This window comes from Mycolicibacterium duvalii (assembly GCF_010726645.1).
In the GTDB taxonomy this organism is placed as follows: Bacteria; Actinomycetota; Actinomycetes; order Mycobacteriales; family Mycobacteriaceae; genus Mycobacterium; species Mycobacterium duvalii.
Genome location: NZ_AP022563.1, coordinates 3,177,002 through 3,189,294, shown reverse-complemented (window position 1 = coordinate 3,189,294; position 12,293 = coordinate 3,177,002). Strand labels below are relative to the sequence as shown.

The window sequence follows — 12,293 nt, the reverse complement described above, 5'->3', positions numbered from 1 at the left end:
CACATGACGGACCGCACCCCGCTAAGAGTCGGCATCATCGGTGTGGGGTGGGGCGCGCACGTACAGGTGCCAGGTTTCCGGGCGGCGGCGGGCTTCGAGCCCGTTGCGCTCTGCGCCCGCACCCCGGATCGTCTGGAGCGCGTCTCGGCCAAGCTCGGGATCGAGGAGACGTCGACAGACTGGGAGTCGTTCGTCCAGCGGGACGACCTCGACGTGATCTCCGTCGCTACACCGACGGTGCTGCACCGCGACATGACGCTGGCCGCCCTCGCCGCGGGCAAACCCGTGCTGTGCGAGAAGCCGCTTGCCGGCGACCCGGAGGCGGCCCGCGAGATGGTGCGTGCCGCCGCGGCAGCCGGCGTACCGACGGCATGCTGCTTCGAAAATCGCTGGAATCCGGACTGGCTCGCTGTTGCTGATCGGGTGCGTTCGGGGTTCCTCGGTGACCAGTACCTGGCACGGGTGAGCCGCAGCGCGTCGTACTGGCACCCGAGCCATCCGCCGCAGGCGCGCTGGATGTATGACCGGGAACAGGGTGGCGGCTACCTCGCCGGGATGCTGGTGCACGACCTCGACTTCGTGTGCAGCCTGTTCGGTGCGCCCGAGGAAGTGTGCGCCGAGGTCACCGTCAGCGACCCCGTCCGTCACCTCGCCGACGGCGAGACCCTGCGAATCACCGCAGATGACACCGCAGCTGTGCTCATGCGGATGCCGTCCGGCATGACTGCGGTGCTCAGTGTCTCGGTGATGGGTGCGCACGCCGACCACTACCGCCTCGAGGTGTTCGGCTCGGACGGCACGATCATCGGGGACGGCGATCTTCGATCGGCACGGTACTCGGCGGGTCTGGCCACCGATGACGGATTGACCCCGTTGGAGGTGGATGAGCGTGAACCCGCCCACCCGGACCGGCTGCCCACCGGCCTGGCCGGCCATGCCAGTCGGGCGATGGCACTCATGCTCGAGGACTGGCTGCCCGCCTTCGACGGCGAGCCGAGTACCGCGGCCACGTTCGAGGACGGGCTGGTGTCACTCGCGGTGATCGACGCAGCGCACCGCTCCGCCCAGGGCGGTGGATGGGAACCGGTACACGCCAAGGCGTGAGCGGTTCAGCCCAGCGCTGCCTCGGCGGGCGGATAGATGAGCACGCCACGGATATTGGCACCGGCATGCATGTCGGCGTAGCCGTCGTTGACCTTAGTCAGGGGATAGGTGCGGGTGACCATCGCATCCAGGTCGACCTGTCCGGCACTGGAGAGCTCCAGGATCTTCGGGATGTCCGCCCGTGGATTGCCCGAGCCGTATAGGGTCCCGACGATCTGCTTCTCGGTGAGCGTGAGATCCATCAGGTTCGCTCGGATCTCGCGTTCCAACATCGGGTGGATATTGGTGACCACCAGCTTGCCGCGTTTGGCCGTCATTGCCAGCGCCTGCCCGATGAGTTGACCATCACCGACGCCCATCGCGCAGATGAACTTGTCCACCCCGCGGTCCCAAGTCGCCTCGGCAACAACACCTTTCGCCTCTTTCCAATCCGCTGCCGTGTGGGTGGCGCCCATCTTGAGCGCCTCCTCCCGCTTGTACTCCGACGGGTCGATGACGGTGATCGTGCGGGCGCCGGCCAGCCGTGCACCTTGCACTGCCGCGGCGCCGATGCCACCGACGCCCGCAACAGCAACCGTGTCACCCGGTCGGACGTCGGCGGCATAGACAGACGATCCCCATCCCGTGATGAAGCCGCAGCCCAGCAGGCACGCCCGGTCCAGCCGGTAGTGGTCCGGGATCTTGACGCAACTCGCCTCGTGAACGACGGTGTGGTGCGCGAACGATCCGATACCACAAGCCAGTGCGAGATCCTCGCCGTTGAGGTGGTGGCGTGCGGTTCCGTCGTGAATCTGCATGCCCGAGTAGATCTTTGCGCCAAGGTCGCAGAGGCTTTGATGGCCCGTTGCGCACGACGGGCACCGGCCGCAGGACGGGATGAAGCTGAACACGACGTGGTCGCCGGGGGCGAGCCAGGACACGTGGTCGCCGACCGCCTTGACGACGCCTGCACCCTCGTGACCGCCGATGCAGGGCAGCCGGATCGGCATGTCGCCGGTGACGAGATGGTCGTCGGAATGGCACATACCCGAGGCATGCAGCTCGACGAGTACCTCAGTCGCCCTCGGCGGGTCCAGTTCGATGGTCTCGATCGACCATGGCGTGTTGCGCTCAAACAGCACGGCGGCCTGTGTCTGCATTCCGTGATTTCCTTCCGGCCTAACGGATGATGGCTTGATATTCGACGAAGCCCGCGAGGCCCTCGGGGCCGCCCTCGCGACCGATGCCTGATTGCTTGAATCCGCCGAACGGACTGCCGAAATCGAGGACCGCGGTCGAGTTCACCGCCACCGAGCCGACCTGAAGTCGTGCTGCCACCTCAGCGGCCCGTTGCTCGTCGGCCGACCAGACCGCGCCCACCAAGCCGTAGCGGGAATCGTTGGCAATGCTGACCGCATCTTCTGCGTCCGGTTCGCTGTCGTCGTACGCTATGACGACGGCCACCGGACCGAAGACCTCCTCGCGAGCGATCTCCATGTCGTTGGTCGCCGCCACCAGCGCGGGCGCGACGAACCATCCTGGCAGGTTCGGTCGTTCGCCGCCGACGAGCAGGGTGGCTCCTTCGTCCCGTGCCCGCCGCAGGAACCCTTCCGCCTTGTCGCGAGCGGCTTCGTTGATCAGTGGACCGATATCGGTGGATCTGTCCGCGGGGTCTCCGACGGTCAGCGCTTCGACGGCCACCTGGAGCGCACTCACGAACTCGTCGTATCGGCTGCGGGGCAATAGGATACGCGTCAGCGCGGCACACAACTGACCGTTGTTGCCCATCACGCCGCCGACCAGACCCTTGACCGTCCGTTCCAGCGGCGCGTCGGGCAGCACGATGGCCGCCGACTTGCCTCCGAGTTCGGTGCTGCAGCGTCGCACTCTGGTGCCACACGCCGCGCCTATCTTGGCGCCCACCGTCGTAGATCCGGTGAAGCTGATTTTGTCGACCCCCGGATGCTCGACGAGCAGCTCGCCGGTCGAGGTGCCTCCGTTGACGACGTTGACCACACCGTCAGGGATGCCGGCCTGCTCGATCGCCTCCATCAGCACGCCGAAGGCCAGTGGTGCGTCCGGAGCGGGTTTGAGCACCACCGTGCAGCCGGCCGCCAAGGCGGGGCCGAGTTTGAGAGCGGCGATGAACAGCGGGGTGTTCCACGGGACGATCGCCCCCACGACACCGACGGGCACCTGGCGTACCTCCACGGTTCCACCCGTCATCGAGGGGCGGGTGGCGGTGAACGGATACTCGGGTGCGATCGCGGCATAGGCCTTCAATACGCCGGTGGCGGTGAGGACCTGCCCGAAGGTGCTCCACGACCGCGGCGAGCCGATCTCCGCCGTGGCCAGATCGGCCAGTTCGCCCTTGCGGGCAGTCAACGCGTCGGCGAGCCTGCCCAGCGCGGCGCCCCGGTCGGCGGGGGAGACCTGCCTCCACGTCGCCAACGCTGCACGCGCGGCGGCGACAGCGGCATCAACCTCTTCGGCGCCCGCCACGCCGATCGCACCCACCACTTGGCCCGTAGCCGGTGACGTCACCTCCACAGTTTCCGCGAGTGCACCTGCAGCCCACTTTCCCGCTACGTAGCTCGCCGCCAACTCGACCATGGGCACCGATTCTGGCAGCAATGTCATTTTCAGACAAGCGGCTCATTGGGGATGATGGGAGATCAACCTACCCGTGGAGAAGATCTTCTGACACTATTGGTCACTATGACCGCTATGCCTGACAGTGATACCGATGGGACCGAGGGCCGCCCGTGGGAAGTGGTCGTGGAGCGGGGCAAGATCGCGGAGTTCGCCGAGGCCATGCTCTCCGACAACCCAGACTTCCACGGACCCGGCGCGATCGTGCCACCGACCTTCCTCACCACCGCCGCCCGCTGGGCGCCGCCCGGCGTGCGCGTCAATGTGGGGTTCGAGCGAAAGCGACTGCTTCACGGCGAGCAGGAGTACACCTTCCACGGCGAGGTGCCCACCGCCGGCGCGGTCCTGACCGCGCGGGAGCGTCTCGTCGAGCGATTCTCCAAACCGGGTAAGCGGGGCGGCACCATGCAGTTCGCCACCGTCGTCACCGAATACCGCGACCCACAAGGAGCACTCGTGGCGGAGGCCAGGGCGACCTTCATCGAGACGGCCGCGAAGTGAGCGCCGCACTGCAGGTGGAAACGCAGGCGCCGGCACGAGAGTTCGGGCCGCTCACCCGTCAGATGTTCGTCCGCTACGCCGGGGCGTCCGGCGACCTCAACCCGATGCACTACGACGACGAACTCGCTCGCTCGGCGGGGTATCCCTCGGTGTTCGGGCAGGGGATGTTCTCCGCGGCCCTGCTGGCTGGATTCGCCTCCGATTGGCTTGGGGCAGGCAACGTGCGCCGATTCGGGGTGCGTTTCCGTGAACAGGTGTGGCCCGGTGACGTGCTGACCTGCTCGGGGACGATCGTTGACGTCACCGAGGAGCCGGGCGCGGACCGGGTGACGGTGGAGTTGGCGGCCACCCGCCAAACGGGCGGGGTGGCTGTGACCGGCTCGGCGGAGTTCCTGATTCCGCGAAACACGACAGCGAGCGGCGCCGTCAGCCCAGCCACACCATAGGCTGGACGCATCATGTCCGAAGCATCGATCGTCCGCCGGGCCAGCTACGGCCCATCGAGTCCTGCCATCGGTGCCCGTGGTGCAAGTACCCGCACCCGGATCACCGAGGTCTCGCTGGAGTTGTTCGGACGGCTCGGATACTTCGACACGTCGGTTGATGCGATCGCCAAGGCGGCGGGAGTGTCGCGGGCCACGCTCTACCAGTACTTCAGGGGCAAGGACGAGATCTTCCTCGAGTTGCTCAACGAATGCGGTAGCGCGCTGTTCAGGGTGGCGCGGCGCATCGGCCCCCTCGGGCCGGACGAGGTCGGCTTCGACAACCTCAATTGGTGGTTGGGCGAGTGGAGTTGGGTGTTCGAGAAGTACTCGACGATGTTCGTCCAGTGGACGGCGATCGCCTCGTCGGACGCGAACGTCCGGCCCGAAATCGCCCGCTTCGTCCGCAGCTACAACCACCGGGTGGCCGAACGCCTCGCCGCCTCGGGTGTGACAGGGATCGATCCTGAGATCGCGGCCATGACGATGACCGCCCTCGTGCACCGCATCAACCTGTTCGTCCACACCGACGGCGCCTACGGCCGCAGCGCCAAGGATGCCGTCGACACTTTGTCGGTGTTCCTACAGTTGGTGCTGTTTCCCGACACCCCCGCCGCTGTGTTGACCTCGCTACGGCTGCGCGCCAGCAACGACCCCGCCGCCGAGGTGGATGCGGTGAAGATTCCTGAGGAACCGAACGTCGCGGGACTGTCCATCAGCGAGCGCACCGCCAACCTCAGCAAGCGGGCGGTGGCCACCGTGACCGCGCTGGCCGACGCGGGCGCCGCGCAGTTCCGGGCCCGCGGATATCGCAGTACCAGCGTCGACGACATCGTGGAGGCCGCGGCCGTGGCGCGGGGCACCTTCTACAAGTACTTCAGCGACAAGCAGGATCTGCTAGCAGCCATCGCCAGCGAAATCTACGGTGCCGCAAGGGCATTCGCGGACCGGATCGCCCTGCTGGATCCCGTCGCCGACGAATCCACGTTGCAGCACTGGCTGGCCACCTACGTCGAGTTCTACGACAGGTATTCCGGTTGCATCGACGTGTGGGCCGAAGGCGCCACCGACGACGCCACCATCCTCGGCATCGGCGAGCACGGCCAGGTGCTCATGGACCTCGGTGCGGCACGGATGCTGATCCGGCGACCGGGTGTCTACCCGTTCGACCCCGTGGTCTCCGCGCTGATCGTGCGTGCGCTGGTCACGCGGGTGCCGCAGGCCACTCTGGATCTGCCCCACCCTGTCGACGACGACGAGATCGTCACCTTGCTGACGACTTGTATCAAGCGGGGCTTCTTCGGGCGCTCGACCTAGCCGGACGTCACTCCCGCGCCGAAGATGCCGTCGATGGCTTCGGGCGAACACCCCAATTCCCGCGGGATCGTTCTGCTGTGCGCGCCCAGGGCAGGCACGTCACCCATCAAGGGCTCGACGCCACCGAGTGCAACCGGCGGCGCCATCGCGTCTGCATCCCCGCCCGGGGTGCGTACCCTGCGCCAGCGGTCACGGCCGGTCAGCACCGGATGGTGCGCCAGTTGCTCGACGTCGTTCATCCGCGCGTGGGCGACACCGGCGAGCCGCAGGCGCTGCTCCAAGGCGTCGGGTGCTTCCAATACGACTTCGCAGAAGCGCTGCCATTCGGGCGTATTCTGCACCGCCAGCAACACCGTGTCGCCATCACGGGAAATGAGCGGCCCATACCGGCGCAATCGTCGGGTGGCGCGCTCCCGTGAGTAGAGGCGGAGTGCCTCCGTAGCGGCCGTAGTAGAGGGGCTGTGACATCCACTCCACCAGCGCGTCGAACAGCGACACCGACACCGGCCGAACCACGCCGGTCATGGCCCGCGTGTAGAGCGCGGTGAGGATGCCCGAAAAGGTGAACATCCCGGCGGCGATGTCGGCGATGGACACACCGGTTCGCGCCAAGTTGCCCGGCGAGCCCGTCACGGACAACAGTCCGGCTTCGGCCTGGATCAACAGGTCATAGGGTGCTTGAGATCGACGGCCGGCGACTCCTTGCCGCGGTTGACCCAGAAGAAATAGCTCGATTCGCCTCGGACGGTGTGGTCGTAGCCGCGGGCGAAGTCGCCGCCACGTGGTCGTTCGACTTTCACGACACGGGCGCCGAGGTCAGCGAGCTGTCGGGTCGCGTACGGCGCGGCCACGGCCTGCTCGAGGCTCACGACGCTGATGCCCGCGACCGGCTCCTGCTCCGGCGCGAGATACTCACGGTGCGATACTCCCACGCGGTATGACGTTGATGTCAGATTAACAATGCCACAGACCGCGTACTAGATCGTCTAGGCCTATGGCTGCGATATCACATATGCACAATATGTCAGATTATCGCTAGGATTGGGATCGTGGAGCACGCCGTTTCGTCAGGTCCGCTGTCTGGGATCCGCGTGGTCGAACTGGCGGGTATGGGCCCCGGCCCGCATGCCGCCATGATGCTGGCCGACCTCGGCGCAGAGGTGACCCGCGTGCAGCGACCCGGGGGCGCGGTCGCGGGCCACCGCGGCAGGCGAGTCGTGGCCGCGGACCTGAAGAATCCAGACGAACTCGCCGCGGTGCGTGAACTCATCGACAGAGCCGACGTTCTCCTCGAGGGGTTTCGCCCCGGGGTCACCGAGCGACTTGGCCTGGGTCCAGACGAGTGCGCACGGCTCAACCCGCGTCTGATCTACGCCCGGGTCACGGGATGGGGGCAGACTGGTCCCCGCGCCCAGCAGGCCGGGCACGACATCAACTACATCGGTCTTACCGGCTTGCTGCACGCTATGGGTGCCCCGGACCGGCCGCCACCGCCGCCGCTCAACCTCGTCGGTGACTACGGAGGGGGCTCGCTGTTCGCGGTCGTCGGCGTGCTCGCCGCCCTGATCGAGCGCCAGAATTCCGGGCGCGGGCAGGTCGTCGACGCCGCCATAGTCAACGGAGCTTCGATGCTGGGCCACGTGGTGTGGTCGATGCTGGCCGACGGACGTTGGTCGGATGAGCGGGGGGCCAATGCATTTGATGGCTCGGCGCCGTTCTACAGCACCTACGAGTGCGCCGACGGCCGTTACGTGGCGGTTGGCGCACTGGAGCCGGCGTTCTATGCCGAGTTGCTTCGACTGCTGGACATCGATCCAACCACTCTTGGTCCGCAACGTGACCCCGCGGGTTGGCCGGCGATGCGGCGGGTGCTGTCCGAGCGGTTCGGTGCGCATCCCCGCAACCACTGGTCGCAGCTGTTCGCCGACAGCGATGCTTGCGTCACGCCGGTGTTGACCGCCACCGAAGCCATGGATGATCCACATCTGAAGGCGCGCAACATCTTCGTCGACGTCGGAGGAACACTCCAGCCGGCACCGGCGCCGCTGTTTTCCCGCACGCCTGCGCCTACCCCGAAGCCGGGCGCGGACGGCCCACTCACGACGACGCGGCGACCGCCATCCCGGTGATCCATTCCGGCACCGGCTCGTAGCCCAACGGTGATACCGGCCGCCCGCCGCCCGCGGCCCCGGCTGCCAGCCAAGTGCGGACTTCGTTGGCTCCCGCCCCCGCTCGCGCGTGCGCGTTGTCTACGAGTCCGACCAACCTCTCCACATCCCAGGCCGACATCGCTTGCAACACCTCGGCATCCCAGTCGGGCCGAATCTTCGTGCGAGCCTCCGGCATTCCGTCGGCGATGATCTTGGCCCGCTGTTCGTCACCGAGGTCGTAGGTGTCGACCTCCAGGCTCGGCGGCGAGTGCGACAAACCGCCGGTCCCGATGACCACGGTCCGTTCGTCGAGGCCGTCGAGGAACCGTCCGACCGCCGCGCCGAACTCGGCGACGCGGCGCCCCCTGGGCAGGGGAGCGGTCGCACAGTTCACTGCCACGGGAATGACGGGTTTGTCCGCCAACTCGCCCACCAGGTCTCGGATCGGCTGTGCGAATGCATGATCCAATCCGATGTCGCGGCACGCCGCGACATCGAAGCCGTCCCACAGCAGGTGTTCGCACAGCAGTCGGGCAGTGTCGGGTGGCACGTCGAGATCACCGCTTGGATGCCGGCCCTCGGCGAGAATGGATGCGGACAGCGCGATCCCGAACGCCGGCACGACATGGCGGAAGGCCCGACGGTGGTCACCGCCGAAAACCACCACCAGGTCGGGATCGAACTGCCGGACCCGGTCCGCTGCCATGTCCAGCGCAGCTCGGAAGCGGCGCCCGAAGGCTTGCTCCACATCGCGTTCCTTGCCTGGGCTGTGGCTCGCGCAGACCACCAACCGTTCTGACGTCACTTACGCACCTCCGGTAGAAGTGACACCAATGTTAGATGAGTACGCCGCTGGGCGGGAGGCTCGCACCGGCTAATGCCGCCCGTCTCCATCGAGGAGCTGGCCCGAATCCTGTCCGTTGGATTGCTAGACAACGCTATTGCACTGCGACCCCTCGGACGACGGGATTACACGCTGACGACGATGCCCTGCGTCAGCGCTACGATGACGCCGAGTATCGCGATGAACGCGGTGCACCCCGCGAGCAGTCGGATGTTTTCCTTCAGCGCCTCATTGCTCTGCGGGGGAAGGAAGGACGCGGCGGGCATGTCCTTCGTGTCAGGCTCCTCAGTGATCAGGGGATGTACGGGCTGTCGGCGCCGGTGGCACACCGCATGATCACCAGCGGCAGAATAAGGAAAACGAAGAAGCTGACCTGGAAGACGATGTACCAGGCCCCCAGTCGCATCAGCTCGAAGCGCCACCGCGGAATGGTGGCCTCGTAGTTGAGGTAGTCGCCGAACTCCTGCTGCTTGGTCAACGGTGCCTGTGTGGCAGCAAGGGCGACACCGCCGGGAGCATCTCTCACGCTGGACATGTGCGGTGACGTCTTGGGAATGGTGAAGCGATCTAATCGGCAGAACCGCTCGAAATGGTTCAGCCCACGGACCGGCGGCTTGCCGGCCCAGTAGGCGATCAGGTTGGGCCACGTGCACATGATGCCGATGGTCCAGAGCAGCGTAATGCGACCACCGTTGCTCCATTCGAGCACCGGGCCGATGCCAGGGTCGTAGGTCCACCAGCCCATCGCCGTAGCCGTGCCCTCGACGACGAAGTCCCATACGTAGTTGACCGGAATAGCAAGCACGACCATCGATTTGAGCATGCTCCAGCCGAACCGCGGGACACCCACTGGCTAAGCCACAACACCAGGAGTGCGTGTACGCCCCAGTAAACGGCGTAGGCGAATGGCATGAACAGCGGATCGTTTGGCGTCTAGATCGGCAGCCAGTCGAGTAGATGATGTTCGGCGAAGGCTTGCTGAACCCTATAAATGTCTAACGAGCTGTCACGTTTCTTGTGTAACCTATTCGGCTACATGTCGATGTCGCGGAAATCGTCGATGAACCGCGTCGCTAGCGCGGACAACCTCTCCGCCGTCGGTAACCGGCTGCCGCAGTCATGCCGAAAGTGCCTGGCACGGGACCGCCTTCGGCTTCGGGGATCACAGCCGACTGGCTGACGCGCCATTTATGCGGTTCGACGCCGGGCGGTGTGGGCGCAACCGGATTCACCCCTCGGCGGCGCGACGGGCGCCACGGACCGCAGGTTGGCCGTCGAGGCGCGCTTCTACAAACCAGGCGGCAGCAGAGTCGTCGGCATGACACCACGTGCACGGCATGCCTACGCGGGGGCGAGGCGCGAGGCCACGACGCTGATGAACCGCCGCTACCGCTAGCCGCGCATTCTCGTGCGACCGTTGACACGGTGACAGTGAACTGCCATGTTTGGTAGGTCATTGCCGAAGGGATGTTTGCCTTGACCGACTTGAAGAGCGCCGACGAGGTCGGCGGGATCGCGCCCAGAGCTGCGCAGCCGCAGATCAGAACCATCCGACCGGTGTTGTTCTGGTCGGCGGTCGGCGCAGTGTGCATCGCATTCGCCACCTACGTCTACACCTCGTGGATCGTCTCCGGGAATGCGGCGCCGGTCGCTCCCGGTCCTGATCCGATCCCCGGCGGGACCCAGGCGGCGATCATCGCCTTCCAGATCGCCTGCCCGCTACTGGCACTCGGTGCGATCGTCTACGTGGTTCGCAAGTGCCTGCGCGAGCGTCAGCTTTGCGTCGAGGCGGCCGTCGTCATCGGATCGACGATCGCCTGGTGGCACGATCCCCTGATCAACTGGTTCCAGCCGGTTTTGTTCTACAACGCCGGGTTGGTGAACTTCGGCAACTGGATGGAGAACGTCCCCGGATCGCTGAGTCCCGGCAGCCGGTTCATGGCCGAACCTGTGTTGATGATCGGCATGATCTACATCTGGATGCCGTTGGCGATGGGATCGCTCGCGCGGTGGGCGATGGGACGGGCACGGCGCCGCTGGCCGGCGCTGGGACCCGTTCGCACGTTCTGCTGCGGCTGGCTCGCGGTGTACGTTATCGAGTTCCCGCTGGAGATCTTCGCGGTGCATCACGGGCTGGTCGCCTATCCCGCTTCGATTCCGAGTGTCACGCTGTGGGCCGGGCAAACCATGCAGATCCCGCTCTACGGCCCCATCCTGTGGTCTCTGGTGCTGAGCACGAGCGGAGCGCTGATGTTCTTCCGGAACCGCAAAGGCCAGATCCGGGTCGAGTCCGGCATCGAGACTCTGCACTGGGCCGGGTCGAAGCTCAAGGCACTGCTACGGGTGCTGGCCGTCGCCGGTTTCATGCATGTGATCGCGATCGGCGTATACGACGTGCCCGTCAACATCGCCGGGCTCTACGCAGGCCCGACCGATACGTACCCGTCATATCTGCGCACGCAATACTGCGGCCCCGATACACCACGGCGCTGTCCCGACGGGACGCTGTTCGACGATCGCTAGCTATTTCAGTACTACGGGTAGTGCGGCGAACTCCTCGCGGATGATGTCGTCGAGGCCCCGGCCCGGTGTGGCCAACCACTGAATGAGGGATCGCTCGACGAGCAGCATCCCGACCGATGCCAACAGCTGGCACTCGTCATCCGGAGTCGCTAGATGGCGCCGTTCGGCGATCGCCTTCGCCACCGTCTCGGCGTTGGCCTCGTGGTTCCTGCGCTCACGCCCGAGCAGCACCAGCGACGATGCGACCGCTTCACGGTACTGCGCGATTCGCTTTCGGATGCGCTTGAGTCCAGGCGCAAGGAGTGCGAACGAGTTCGCCATGGCCTCGAAATCGGACAGTTCCTCAGGCTGGGCGAGATACACGCCGCTGACGGCGTCGATGAAGTCGTACTCGCCGAAGAACAGCACCGACTCCTTGGTGGGGAAGTAGCGAAAGAACGTCCGCGGCGACACGCCGGCGCTCTCGGCGATCTGGTCCGTTGTGGTGTCGTCGTAACCGTTGACGCTGAACAGGTTCAGGGCAGCCTCGAGTAGTGCATTCCGTGTCCGGTCCGCATGTGCGTCCCGTGGTGAGCGATCCCCACGTGCCATCACGCCGCCTCCTCGATCGCCTCGGCTGAACCGACACTACAACGCGGTTCGGTGAGCTGACGTCGTTGACACTCGTGGATTCGCCCGCAATACTTCCGCATATGTGACAGTCTACTGTCACAGTGTCTCCGGATGTGTAGTTTGCGGTAA

14 protein-coding genes and 1 pseudogene are annotated in these 12,293 nt (G+C 65.9%); 6 read left to right on the top strand and 9 right to left on the bottom strand.

Translation table 11 applies throughout. From position 1 onward, the window contains the following. Positions 1-3 precede the first annotated feature (3 nt). Positions 4-1,104, top strand: coding sequence for a Gfo/Idh/MocA family protein (locus G6N31_RS14995; RefSeq protein WP_069412398.1), 1,101 nt, complete (start codon positions 4-6; stop codon positions 1,102-1,104). 5 nt (positions 1,105-1,109) lie between these two features. Here the strand turns inward: G6N31_RS14995 and G6N31_RS14990 are convergent, their stop codons facing one another. Both G6N31_RS14990 and G6N31_RS14985 read right to left on the bottom strand, forming a co-directional pair. After that, complete coding sequence (locus tag G6N31_RS14990; RefSeq protein WP_098002355.1) at positions 1,110-2,243, bottom strand: NDMA-dependent alcohol dehydrogenase; 1,134 nt, start codon at positions 2,241-2,243, stop codon at positions 1,110-1,112. A gap of 19 nt (positions 2,244-2,262) precedes the next feature. After that, on the bottom strand, positions 2,263-3,723 hold the full coding sequence (locus tag G6N31_RS14985; RefSeq protein WP_098002356.1) for an aldehyde dehydrogenase: 1,461 nt from the start codon (positions 3,721-3,723) through the stop codon (positions 2,263-2,265). Between the two features lie 78 nt (positions 3,724-3,801). On the opposite strand from G6N31_RS14985, the gene G6N31_RS14980 reads away from it, so the two are divergent. From G6N31_RS14980 to G6N31_RS14970, 3 genes are all read left to right on the top strand, one after another. Further along, a complete protein-coding gene (locus G6N31_RS14980) occupies positions 3,802-4,236 on the top strand; it encodes an FAS1-like dehydratase domain-containing protein (protein WP_098002357.1) in 435 nt (144 codons plus the stop codon). A 62-nt stretch (positions 4,237-4,298) separates the two neighbouring features. Beyond that, a complete protein-coding gene (locus G6N31_RS14975) occupies positions 4,299-4,682 on the top strand; it encodes a MaoC/PaaZ C-terminal domain-containing protein (protein WP_234794087.1) in 384 nt (127 codons plus the stop codon). 12 nt (positions 4,683-4,694) lie between these two features. After that, on the top strand, positions 4,695-6,035 hold the full coding sequence (locus tag G6N31_RS14970) for a TetR/AcrR family transcriptional regulator (protein WP_098002358.1): 1,341 nt from the start codon (positions 4,695-4,697) through the stop codon (positions 6,033-6,035). Here G6N31_RS14970 and G6N31_RS27475 read toward each other — a convergent pair. From G6N31_RS27475 to G6N31_RS27465, 3 genes are read right to left on the bottom strand one after another with little or no spacing between them, the layout of a single operon-like run. After that, positions 6,032-6,388, bottom strand: a complete 357-nt coding sequence (locus G6N31_RS27475) for a CoA-transferase family III protein (protein ID WP_244962238.1) — start codon at positions 6,386-6,388, stop codon at positions 6,032-6,034. The genes G6N31_RS14970 and G6N31_RS27475 overlap by 4 nt on opposite strands. A gap of 10 nt (positions 6,389-6,398) precedes the next feature. Next, complete coding sequence (locus G6N31_RS27470; protein ID WP_244962268.1) at positions 6,399-6,755, bottom strand: CoA transferase; 357 nt, start codon at positions 6,753-6,755, stop codon at positions 6,399-6,401. Further along, entirely contained in the window at positions 6,695-6,967 is a 273-nt protein-coding gene (locus G6N31_RS27465; protein WP_244962237.1) for a CoA transferase, read from the bottom strand. Before G6N31_RS27465 ends, G6N31_RS27470 begins: the two co-directional genes overlap by 61 nt. 177 nt (positions 6,968-7,144) lie before the next feature. On the opposite strand from G6N31_RS27465, the gene G6N31_RS14960 reads away from it, so the two are divergent. Further along, complete coding sequence (locus G6N31_RS14960) at positions 7,145-8,164, top strand: CaiB/BaiF CoA transferase family protein (protein ID WP_069412692.1); 1,020 nt, start codon at positions 7,145-7,147, stop codon at positions 8,162-8,164. On the opposite strand, the gene G6N31_RS14955 is transcribed toward G6N31_RS14960, so the two are convergent. The 3 genes and pseudogenes from G6N31_RS14955 to G6N31_RS14950 form a co-directional block, all read right to left on the bottom strand. Next, on the bottom strand, positions 8,133-8,990 hold the full coding sequence (locus G6N31_RS14955; RefSeq protein WP_179964185.1) for a 3-carboxyethylcatechol 2,3-dioxygenase: 858 nt from the start codon (positions 8,988-8,990) through the stop codon (positions 8,133-8,135). The genes G6N31_RS14960 and G6N31_RS14955 overlap by 32 nt on opposite strands. A 164-nt stretch (positions 8,991-9,154) precedes the next feature. Next, entirely contained in the window at positions 9,155-9,295 is a 141-nt protein-coding gene (locus G6N31_RS27045) for a DUF7156 family protein (protein ID WP_165776228.1), read from the bottom strand. Between the two features lie 26 nt (positions 9,296-9,321). Further along, positions 9,322-10,004, bottom strand: a pseudogene (locus G6N31_RS14950) (spirocyclase AveC family protein); the annotation flags it as partial. Between the two features lie 501 nt (positions 10,005-10,505). Here G6N31_RS14950 and G6N31_RS14945 point away from each other — a divergent pair. After that, complete coding sequence (locus G6N31_RS14945; RefSeq protein WP_244962236.1) at positions 10,506-11,552, top strand: spirocyclase AveC family protein; 1,047 nt, start codon at positions 10,506-10,508, stop codon at positions 11,550-11,552. Here G6N31_RS14945 and G6N31_RS14940 read toward each other — a convergent pair whose 3' ends face one another. Continuing rightward, entirely contained in the window at positions 11,553-12,143 is a 591-nt protein-coding gene (locus G6N31_RS14940) for a TetR family transcriptional regulator (RefSeq protein WP_069412390.1), read from the bottom strand. Between the last annotated feature and the right edge of the window lie 150 nt (positions 12,144-12,293).

Coding starts and splice junctions, on each gene's coding strand:
- G6N31_RS14995 (WP_069412398.1), top strand. CDS start 4: ATGACGGACCGCACCCCGCTAAGAGTCGGCATCATCGGTGTGGGGTGG.
- G6N31_RS14975 (WP_234794087.1), top strand. CDS start 4,299: ATGTTCGTCCGCTACGCCGGGGCGTCCGGCGACCTCAACCCGATGCAC.
- G6N31_RS14970 (WP_098002358.1), top strand. CDS start 4,695: ATGTCCGAAGCATCGATCGTCCGCCGGGCCAGCTACGGCCCATCGAGT.
- G6N31_RS14990 (WP_098002355.1), bottom strand. CDS start 2,243: ATGCAGACACAGGCCGCCGTGCTGTTTGAGCGCAACACGCCATGGTCG.
- G6N31_RS14940 (WP_069412390.1), bottom strand. CDS start 12,143: ATGGCACGTGGGGATCGCTCACCACGGGACGCACATGCGGACCGGACA.
- G6N31_RS27045 (WP_165776228.1), bottom strand. CDS start 9,295: ATGCCCGCCGCGTCCTTCCTTCCCCCGCAGAGCAATGAGGCGCTGAAG.
- G6N31_RS14960 (WP_069412692.1), top strand. CDS start 7,145: ATGGGCCCCGGCCCGCATGCCGCCATGATGCTGGCCGACCTCGGCGCA.
- G6N31_RS14985 (WP_098002356.1), bottom strand. CDS start 3,723: ATGACATTGCTGCCAGAATCGGTGCCCATGGTCGAGTTGGCGGCGAGC.
- G6N31_RS14980 (WP_098002357.1), top strand. CDS start 3,802: ATGACCGCTATGCCTGACAGTGATACCGATGGGACCGAGGGCCGCCCG.